At 66.0% G+C, this 9522-nt stretch carries 10 protein-coding genes; 9 read left to right on the top strand and 1 reads right to left on the bottom strand.

Annotated elements, in window-relative coordinates; genetic code table 11:
• Positions 1–65 precede the first annotated feature (65 nt).
• Positions 66–641 carry a hypothetical protein gene (locus BRAO375_RS16855; protein ID WP_009028670.1) on the top strand — a complete coding sequence of 192 codons (576 nt, stop codon included), beginning with the start codon at positions 66–68 and terminating at the stop codon, positions 639–641.
• A 23-nt stretch (positions 642–664) separates the two neighbouring features.
• On the opposite strand, the gene queF is transcribed toward BRAO375_RS16855, so the two are convergent.
• On the bottom strand, positions 665–1141 hold the full coding sequence (gene queF, locus BRAO375_RS16860) for a preQ(1) synthase (RefSeq protein ID WP_009028671.1): 477 nt from the start codon (positions 1139–1141) through the stop codon (positions 665–667).
• A gap of 170 nt (positions 1142–1311) precedes the next feature.
• On the opposite strand from queF, the gene eno reads away from it, so the two are divergent.
• The 8 genes from eno to BRAO375_RS16900 all read left to right on the top strand — a co-directional run bounded on the left by eno (position 1312) and on the right by BRAO375_RS16900 (position 9281).
• Positions 1312–2595: a phosphopyruvate hydratase gene (eno, locus tag BRAO375_RS16865; RefSeq protein WP_009028672.1), complete on the top strand. Its 1284-nt coding sequence runs from the start codon at positions 1312–1314 to the stop codon at positions 2593–2595.
• Positions 2596–2633: 38 nt separating this feature from the next.
• Positions 2634–3776, top strand: coding sequence for a zinc-binding dehydrogenase (locus BRAO375_RS16870; protein WP_009028673.1), 1143 nt, complete (start codon positions 2634–2636; stop codon positions 3774–3776).
• Positions 3777–3895: 119 nt separating this feature from the next.
• Complete coding sequence (locus tag BRAO375_RS16875; protein ID WP_009028674.1) at positions 3896–4894, top strand: MBL fold metallo-hydrolase; 999 nt, start codon at positions 3896–3898, stop codon at positions 4892–4894.
• 219 nt (positions 4895–5113) lie between these two features.
• A complete protein-coding gene (locus BRAO375_RS16880) occupies positions 5114–6289 on the top strand; it encodes a serine hydrolase domain-containing protein (RefSeq protein ID WP_009028675.1) in 1176 nt (391 codons plus the stop codon).
• A 117-nt stretch (positions 6290–6406) separates the two neighbouring features.
• Positions 6407–7273, top strand: coding sequence for a hypothetical protein (locus BRAO375_RS16885; RefSeq protein ID WP_009028676.1), 867 nt, complete (start codon positions 6407–6409; stop codon positions 7271–7273).
• A gap of 134 nt (positions 7274–7407) precedes the next feature.
• Entirely contained in the window at positions 7408–7965 is a 558-nt protein-coding gene (locus tag BRAO375_RS16890) for an NADPH-dependent FMN reductase (RefSeq protein ID WP_009028677.1), read from the top strand.
• A 146-nt stretch (positions 7966–8111) separates the two neighbouring features.
• Positions 8112–8903, top strand: a complete 792-nt coding sequence (locus BRAO375_RS16895) for an aldolase (RefSeq protein WP_009028678.1) — start codon at positions 8112–8114, stop codon at positions 8901–8903.
• Between the two features lie 63 nt (positions 8904–8966).
• Positions 8967–9281, top strand: a complete 315-nt coding sequence (locus BRAO375_RS16900; RefSeq protein ID WP_009028679.1) for an FtsB family cell division protein — start codon at positions 8967–8969, stop codon at positions 9279–9281.
• The last annotated feature ends 241 nt before the right edge of the window (positions 9282–9522 follow it).

Raw genomic sequence — 9522 nt, forward strand, 5'->3', positions numbered from 1 at the left:
TATTATCTGCTTGTGTTTCTGGTTTGTTCTTGCTAAAATCGCGCCAGCGTGGGGAGAATGGCGGGATGACGGCAAAGCGTTGGCTGTTGGCGTTTGCGTTCATAGCAGGGAGCGTGCCCAGTGCGCTGGCGCAGCCGCCGGCCAAGCCGGAGCAGGGCGCCATGACCCCGGGAGCACCGGCCAAAATCCTGCTCAGCTCGCACCGGGGTGATGCGACCATAGTGACGCGCACCGATCCGGACAGCGACAGTGCGGCGGTGACGTTTCGCATCGAGCTCGACGATGCGATCGAGAGCTGCCTGCGCGAGCCGCCGCCCGACGACATCAAGCCGGCCGAGGTGGCGCGCTGCGCCAAGCAGATGATGGATCTCAACGCCGGCAAGCAGCTCAAGCGCCGGGCGATGTGCTCGAAGAACACGGTGTACACCGAGTTCGGCAACTACTCTCTGGTCGGCACCGGAGAGCCTCAGCCGAACGGCGAAGGCAACAAGAAGTCGATCCGCACCGACTGGAAGGATCATCGCAACGACAAGATCGTCGGCAATTGCAGCGCCTGCCGGACGCCCGAGATCATCAACACGTTCGAGGTGCTGTGTCCGGCGGCCTACAAGACGAAGTTCGACGGCTTCGTCGCCTATTGAGCCGGGGTCGAGCGATCGTTCGCTCAGCCCCGCCCACGATACGGCGCCACGCCTTGCTCCGGCACCCACATTCCCTTCGGCAGCTTCCCCGTCTGCCAGAACACGTCGATCGGGATGCCGCCGCGGGGGTACCAGTAGCCGCCGATGCGCAGCCATTTCGGCTTGATCTCTGACGCCAGGCGCTTGCCAATGGCGACGGTGCAGTCCTCGTGGAAGGCGCCGTGGTTGCGGAAGCTTGCGAGGTACAGCTTGAGCGACTTGGATTCGACCAGCCAGGGGCCGGGGGCGTAGTCGATCACGAGGTGGGCGAAGTCCGGCTGCCCTGTCACCGGGCACAAGGAGGTGAACTCCGGCACCGTGAAGCGCGCGAGGTAGTCGGTGTCCTTCTGGGGGTTGGGGACGCGGTCGAGCCTGGCCGCCTCCGGGCTGTCGGGGGCCGCCACCTCGCGGCCGAGCTGAAGGCCAGCCGATGCCAGGGGTGTGGTGGATTTGTTCGCCATGTTTTGTGCCATCCGTCGCAATTGGCGCCCCTTTAGCCAATCGCCGGCCGGGCGTCATCCGGTTCGTGATTTCGGCGCGAGTTCTGCCCCTCTTGGCCTTTTCGCCCCCGTGACCTTGCGGTAGAAGCGGCGCAGCAAAGCCCACCCAGAAACGTCTCACGAGGACCCCCATGACCGCCATCGTCGACATCATCGGCCGCGAAATCCTGGACAGCCGCGGCAATCCCACGGTCGAGGTCGACGTCGTGCTGGAGGACGGCTCGGTCGGCCGCGCCGCGGTTCCGTCCGGCGCTTCCACCGGCGCCCATGAGGCGGTCGAGCTGCGCGATGGCGACAAGCGCCGCTATCTCGGCAAGGGCGTGCAGAAGGCGGTCGAGGCGATCAACGACGAGATCTACGAGGCGCTCAGCGACATGTCGGTGCAGGACCAGGTCCAGATCGACCAGATCCTGATCGAGCTCGACGGCACCGAGAACAAGAGCCGGATCGGCGCCAACGCCATTCTCGGCGTGTCGCTCGCCTGCGCCAAGGCGGCGGCGATCTCCTATGACATGCCGCTGTACCGCTATGTCGGCGGCACCTCGGCGCGCACCCTGCCGGTGCCGATGATGAACATCGTCAATGGCGGCGTCCACGCCGACAACCCGATCGACTTCCAGGAATTCATGATCATGCCGGTCGGCGCGCCGACCTTTGCCGAGGCGCTGCGCTGCGGCTCGGAGATCTTCCATACGCTCAAGGGCGAGCTGAAGAAGGCCGGGCACAATACCAATGTCGGCGACGAGGGCGGTTTCGCGCCGAACCTGCCGTCGGCGGATGCCGCGCTCGACTTCGTCATGGCCGCGATCGGCAAGGCCGGCTACACCGCCGGCGAAGACGTGATGCTGGCGCTCGACTGCGCCGCCACCGAGTTCTTCAAGGACGGCAAATACGTCTATGAGGGCGAGAACAAGAGCCGCTCGCGCTCGGAGCAGGCCAGATATCTCGCCGACCTCGTCGCGCGCTATCCGATCGTCTCGATCGAGGACGGCATGTCCGAGGACGACATGGACGGCTGGAAGGAGCTGACCGACCTGATCGGCCACAAGTGCCAGCTGGTCGGCGACGACCTGTTCGTCACCAACGTCACCCGCCTCGCCGACGGCATCCGCAACGGCCGCGCCAACTCGATCCTGATCAAGGTCAACCAGATCGGCACGCTCACCGAGACGCTGGCCGCGGTCGAGATGGCGTTCAAGGCGGGCTACACCGCCGTGATGTCGCACCGCTCCGGCGAGACCGAGGATTCCACCATCGCCGATCTCGCGGTCGCCACCAATTGCGGGCAGATCAAGACCGGCTCGCTGGCGCGCGCCGACCGTACCGCCAAATACAACCAGCTGCTGCGCATCGAGCAGGAGCTGGATGCGCAGGCCCGCTACGCCGGGCGCTCGGCGCTCAAGGCGCTGGCCTGATCTGAGCTGAAGAAAAAACCGGAACGAGGGAGGCACGCATGAGTGCGGAGACACAAGGCCTGCAGCTGCGGACGCTGATCAAGCGCAGCGGCGAGCTCGAGCTCTCGCTCGTGGACGTGCCGACCCCCGAGCCGGGGCCGGACGAGGTTGTCGTGCGCATCGAGGCGGCGCCGATCAATCCGTCCGATCTCGGCCTGCTGGTCGGCGCGGCCGACCTGTCGACCATGCAGGCGTCCGGCAGCAAGGATCGCCCCATCATCACGGCCAAGGTGCCGGAGGCGGGGATGCGGGCGATGGCCGGGCGGCTCGACGAGTCCTTGCCGATCGGCAACGAGGGCGCCGGCGTGGTCGTGAAGACCGGATCGTCCGACGCCGCCAAGGCGCTGATGGGCCGCACGGTGGCTGCGATCGGCGGGGCGATGTACAGTCAGTATCGCTGCCTGAAAGTGTCCGAGTGCCTGCCGCTGCCGGCGGGCACGACGCCGGCCGAAGGCGCCTCCTGCTTCGTCAATCCGCTGACCTCGCTCGGCATGACCGAGACGATGAAGCGCGAGGGTCACACGGCGCTGGTGCACACCGCGGCCGCCTCGAATCTCGGACAGATGCTCAACAAGATCTGCCTCAAGGACGGCATTCCGCTGGTCAACATCGTGCGCAGCGCTGCCCAGGCCGAACTGCTGCGCGGCATCGGCGCCAAATACGTCGTCGACTCCACGTCGCCCACCTTCATGGACGAACTGATTGCGGCGCTGGTCGAGACCGGCGCGACCATTGCCTTCGATGCGATCGGCGGCGGCAAGCTCGCCGGCCAGATTCTCAACGCGATGGAAGCGGCGATCAACAAATCGGGCAAGCATCCCTACAGCCGCTATGGCTCGGCCGTGCACAAGCAGGTCTACATCTACGGCAGCCTCGACACGCGCCCGACCGAGATCACGCGCGGCTTCGGCATGACCTGGAGCGTCGGCGGATGGCTGCTGTTTCCGTTCCTGATGAAGATCGGCCGGGCGGATAGCGAACGGCTGCGGCAGCGCGTCGTCGACGAGCTCAAGACGACCTTCGCCAGCCACTACACAAAGGTCATCTCGCTGGCAGAGGCGCTCGATCCCGCCAATCTCGCGGTGTACGCCAAACGGGCCACTGGCGAAAAATTCCTTATCGACCCCAACAAAGATAAGTGACCTAACGTCGCGTCCCGGACGTTGCGGACGGGCTTGCCTTTGGCCTTAGGCCAGAGACAATTCGCCGCGTTTTGTCGGGGGCGGTGTGCGCCGCATCAAGCACTGAGGAGAGATTTGTCATGAGCCAATTGGATCGCCGTCGCTTTCTGACGGGTGCGGCCCTCGCGGGCGCTGCCACCGCCTTGCCGTCGCTGACAAGCGGGCCGGCGCGCGCGGCCGTTGCGCCGGCGGGAGCGCAGGCGCCGGGCTTCTATCGCTACAAGGTCGGCGACTACGAATGCACGTCCGTCAATGACGGCGCGCGCACCTTCCCGATGCCCGACAAGTTCGTCGTCAACACCGCCAAGGACGAGGCGCTGGCGGCGGCCGAGAGCGCCTACATGCCGAAGGGCATGATCACCATCCCCTTCAACCCGCAGCTGATCAACACCGGCTCCAAGCTGATCCTGATCGATACCGGCAACGGCGCCGGCGCCTTCGAGGCCAGCAAGGGCGCGGTCGGCCGCACGCTGCAGAATCTCGCGGCCTCGGGCGTCGATCCGAAGAGCGTCGACGTGGTCGTGCTGTCGCACATGCATGGCGACCACATCAACGGCCTCAAGCTCGCCGACGGCTCGCTGGCGTTCCCGAATGCCGAGATCAAGGTGCCGGCCAAGGAGTGGGCGTTCTGGAACAGCGACGAGAACGCCGCCAAGGCGCAATCGGAGCTGATGAAGGGCAACTTCGCCAACTTCAAGAAGGTGTTCGGCGGGCTGGAGAACAAGGTCACGCAGTACGAGTGGGACAAGGAAGTCGCGCCCGGCATCACCGCGCTCGGCACCCCCGGTCACACGCCGGGCCACACCTCGTTCGCGGTCGCCTCGGGCAATGCCAGGGTGCTGATCCAGTCCGACGTCACCAACGTGCCCGAGCTGTTCCTGCGCAATCCGGACTGGCACGTGATGTTCGACACCGATGCGGCGCAGGCCCAGGAGACGCGGCACAAGTTCTACGACCTGGCCGCCACCGAGAAGGCGAAGGTGATCGGTTTCCACTTCTCGTTCCCCTCGGTGGGCTATGTCGAGAAGGATGGACCGCGGTACCGGCTGATCCCGGCGCCGTGGAATCCGGTGCTCTGATTTCGCCATAACCGGGGTCATTGCGAGGAGCGGAGCGACGAAGCAATCCAGAGTCCCAACATAGCCCTGGATTGCTTCGCTTCGCTCGCAACGACGGTAGAGAGACAGTGCCAGGCCGCCTCCGGGCGGCCCGTTCGTTTTTGCATATGCGACATATCGGCCTTTCCGCCGCGGCCGTGAACGCCTATGTCGGGCACTTCGAAACTCCGCAGGGCCCGCATGTCGACCGATCCGTCTCCCTCCAGTGCTGATCTCTCCAACTGGCGCACCGCGCCGTTCAGCCGCTGGGCGTTTCACAACATCCGCTCGCTCCTGCCGGTTGCCGACGTCGCGAGCGCGCCGGGCAGCGCCTGGCCGCTGTCGGCGAGCCCCGTGTCCTTCGCGGATTTCAGCCTGCGGCTGCCGAAGGGCGGCACGCTCGACCTCGACGGTTTCCTGAAGGCGACCGCGACGGATGGGCTGCTGATCCTGCACGACGGCCGCATCGTGTTCGAGCATTATGACGGCGGCAACGACCGCGACACGCCGCACATCCTGATGTCGGCGACGAAGTCGATCACCGGCCTCATGATCGGCATCCTCGCCGGCCGCGGCGAGATCGACGTCGACGCCGAGGTCACGCGCTACGTGCCGGAAGTCGCCGGGACTGCGTATCAGGGCGCCACCATCCGCCAGCTCCTCGACATGCGCGCCGGCATCGTCTTCCACGGCGCCGGCCTGCAGGCCTATGCCGACGCCGCCGGCTGGGAGCCGGTCGCGACGGGCGCGGCGCCGAACCTGCACGACTTCTTCGCGACGATGCGCGCGCAGGCGAAGCCGCACGGTGGCGCGTTCAGCTACGTCTCCTCGAATACCGATCTGCTGGGATGGGCAATCGAGCGCGCCACCGGCCGCAGCTTCGCGAGCCTCGTCGGCACCTTGCTGTGGCAGCCGATGGGGGCGAGCGGCGAGGCCTTCATCACGCTCGACCGCAAGGGCGCGCCACGCTGCACCGGCGGCTTCTGCGCAACCTTGCGCGACTTCGCCCGGCTGGGCCAGCTCGTGCTGTCGGGCGGCCGCCGCGGCTCGCACGCGATCATCCCCGAAGCTTGGCTCGACGACATCAGGCACAACGGCGATGCCCAAGCCTGGCGCGACGGCCAATGGCGCGACAGCTTTGCCGCGATCAGCCGCAACATGCACTATCGCGGCGGCTGGTACGTCATCGACGATCAGCCGCAACTGCTGTTCGCGATGGGCATTCACGGCCAGAACCTGTTCGTCGATGCCGCCAACGGGATCGTCATCGCCAAGCTGTCGAGCTGGCCGCAGCCCGTCGACGGGCAGGCCATCTGGCTGACGCATCAGGCGGTGGCGGAATTCGGCCGCGTCTTGCGCGAGCAGCCAGCCGGTTAGCAGCGATCGCCACGCGTGCGGTTTGTCCGCGCATCGCGGACGGGTTGATTCCGATCAAGGCGTTCCGGCTTTGCCGGGCGCAGCCTCGCTCCCAGGATCCGGACCTGGGAGGAGATCATGCGGGCGTACCTTCTCGCCGCGGCCATCGTGAGTCTCATGTTGGGTTTCGCGTCGCCGGCCCGCGCCGGATGCTGGCCGAGCGAAAGCTATCCGCTGGTGTGCTGGCTCGACACCAAGGGTTGGGGCTGCGTCGCGCACCATGCGCTCACCAGCGTCAAGGCGGTCAACTATCCGCAGCCGCGCTACTCGTTCTACGAGCTCGAGGCGACGCATTGGTGGACGTCCGGTCCGACCACCGCCTGCCCGCCGACCAAGACGACCAAGTTCACCGGCAGCTGGGACCGCGAAACCGGTCTCGCGGAGGAGACGGCGTCGACCTCCGGAGGAACGTTGTCGCGCCATATCACCTGCAGCCACAATCCCTGGACCGGTCAGGGCCCCGCCGATGTGCCGATCTGCGCATCGGCCGCCAACGATCCCAATGCCGGATCGCCGGCCTCGGCCAGCGTGCTGACGCCCGATCAGAAATACAACCTGCTTCACGTCCAGGAGCCGCTGCACACGCGCTGTCAGCTGATCTCTCCCTCGGAGCTCGGCTCGGCCTGGCTCAAGGGCAGCTCCGTCGTTGAGGTGATCGTCGCCCACCATGAGTTTCAGAAGATCGAATGGCATCTCTGGTACATGCCGTTCTACGAGTTCGGGCCCTGGCAGGAGGTCGCACCGCCAAAGCCGAAATTCATCATGATGTGGCCAGCCACCAAATATTCCGAACGCCGGATCGCGACGTCCACCCGCAGATTCTGGCTGAACAAGGCCGGCCGGTGGAAGGTCGTGGCCGTGCCCAAGCCGATCTCGCCGCAGGCGCAGGCGATCGCGACGACGGTGACGAACGAGTGTCCCGGCGCCTACTTCAACATTGAGTGACCGCACGGGTCTTCGACGTCGGCCGCGCGTTCGGGAAACGCTGTGTTTCCTGCCCGTGGATGTTCATGCACTTGCATGTAATTGCGGAAGGCGCTTAAAGGTCCGACCACGGTTCAATGCAGAAGGATGCCTCCATGGCCACCCCGTACTCGATCGTCGCGCTCGTCGGCAGTCTCCGCAAGGAAAGCTTCACGCTCAAGATCGCCAAAGCGATGGCCAAGCTGGCGCCGGCCAGCCTGAAGATCGACGTGACCACGCTCAATGGCCTGTCCTTCTTCAACCAGGACCTCGAGGCCAATCCGCCGGCCGACTGGCTGGCGCTGCGCGACAAGCTGAAGGCCTCGAACGGCGTGCTGATCCTGACGCCGGAATACAACCGCTCGATTCCCGGCGTGCTCAAGAACGCGATCGACATCGCCTCGCGGCCCTACGGCCAGAGCTCGTTCCTCGGCAAGCCGATCGGCCTGATTTCGAACTCCCCGGGGCCGCTCGGCGGCGTCGCTGCCGCGAAGCATCTGCAGAACATCATGCCCGGCATCTCCGGTCCGGTCATGGGCCAGCCGGAGATCTATCTGAACGGCGTCGGCGACGCCTTCGACGACAAGGGTGAGCTGACCAAGGACTCGCTGAAGACGGTGCTCCAGCAATATCTGGACGCATTCGCAACCTTCGTGGCCAAGCAGAACGGCTGACCTCACGGGTCGCTTGACGGCGCCAGCACGTGGCGCAAGCGCATGGCCGCTATGATCAGGGCAGGGCGTTGACGCGCCTTGCCCGATCCGTTTCAAGGCGGGGCCGGTCACCTGCGCAACGAAGCGCAACCGCTTGAGGACACGCCATGGCCCACTCCTTCACGCCCGCCAGTTCGTCAAAGCCGGGACCGAACCAGCCGAAGCTCGATACTGATGCGGTGTGGCAGGCGCGGGTCGATCTCGCAGCCTGCTTCCGCATGGCCGCGCGGCACGGGCTCGAGGAAGGCATCTGCAATCACTTCTCGGCGCTGGTGCCGGGCTATGACGACCTCTTCATCGTCAATCCCTACGGCTACGCCTTCCGCGAACTGACCGCCTCGCAACTGCTGGTGTGTGATCTCGACGGCCACGTCGTGTCCGGCGACGGCCAGCCCGAAGCGACCGCCTTCTACATTCACGCCCGCATCCACAAGGCGCTGCCGCGGGCCAAGGTCGCGTTCCACACCCACATGCCCTATGCCACGGCGCTGTCGATGACCGAGGGGCCGCCGCTGATCTTCGCCGGGCAGACAGCGTTGAAGTTCTACGGCCGTACCGCCGTCGACGAGAACTACAACGGCCTCGCGCTCGACGCCCGCGAAGGCGACCGCATCGCCGGCGCGATCGGCGACGCCGATATCGTCTTCATGAAGCACCACGGCGTGATGGTGCTGGCGCCGACCATCGCCGAAGCCTGGGATGATCTGTACTATCTCGAGCGCGCCTGCCAGGTGCAGTGCCTGGCGCTGTCGACCGGACGCAACGTCGTGCCGGTCGCGCCCGAGATCGCCGCGGCCGCTTATCGGCAGATGCGCGAGGGTGACGCGGAATCGGCCCGGCTTCATCTCGGTGCGATCAAGCGGACGCTCGATGCGGAGGAGCCGGCCTACCGGACCTGAGCATTCGCGGACACAAGCGCAGGGTTAGCGATTCCTTAACCGGGGCGCAGCATTCTGCCGGCCATGGTCTCCCGCGCACGCCTGAAATCCTTCCTTACCGGGCTCGCCCTCTACACGATGGCGGCGGCCATCATCGGCTATTTCGGCATCAACGCCTATACAGGCCGCTACGGCTTGAACGCCCGGCAGGAGCTCGACCAGGAGATCGTCGCGCTCACCTCGGAGCTCGTGCGGCTGAAGCAGGAGCGGGCCGAGGGCGAGAAGCGGGTGTCGCTGTTGCGCTCCGACCGGGTCGATCCCGACATGCTCGACGAGCGCGCCCGGTTTCAACTCGGCTATGCCAACCCCCACGATCTGATCCGGATCAACCGCCCCTAGCAATCGATCTCTTGCGCGGCGAGCGCGGACGAGCCGGCTTCGAACGGGCCGGCTCTTGGGCCCGTGCGTTACGCGGCGCGCACCGACGCCAGGAACCTGCTGACCTCGAGCTTGAGCCGCTGGCTGTCCTGCGACAGACACTGCACGGAATTGAGCACCTCGGACGACGCCGAGCCGGTTTCGCTCGCCTCGCGCTGGACCTGGGCGATGTTGGCCGAGACCTGACGCGTGCCCTGCGCGG

The organism is Bradyrhizobium sp. ORS 375 (assembly GCF_000239775.1).
In the GTDB taxonomy this organism is placed as follows: domain Bacteria; phylum Pseudomonadota; class Alphaproteobacteria; order Rhizobiales; family Xanthobacteraceae; genus Bradyrhizobium.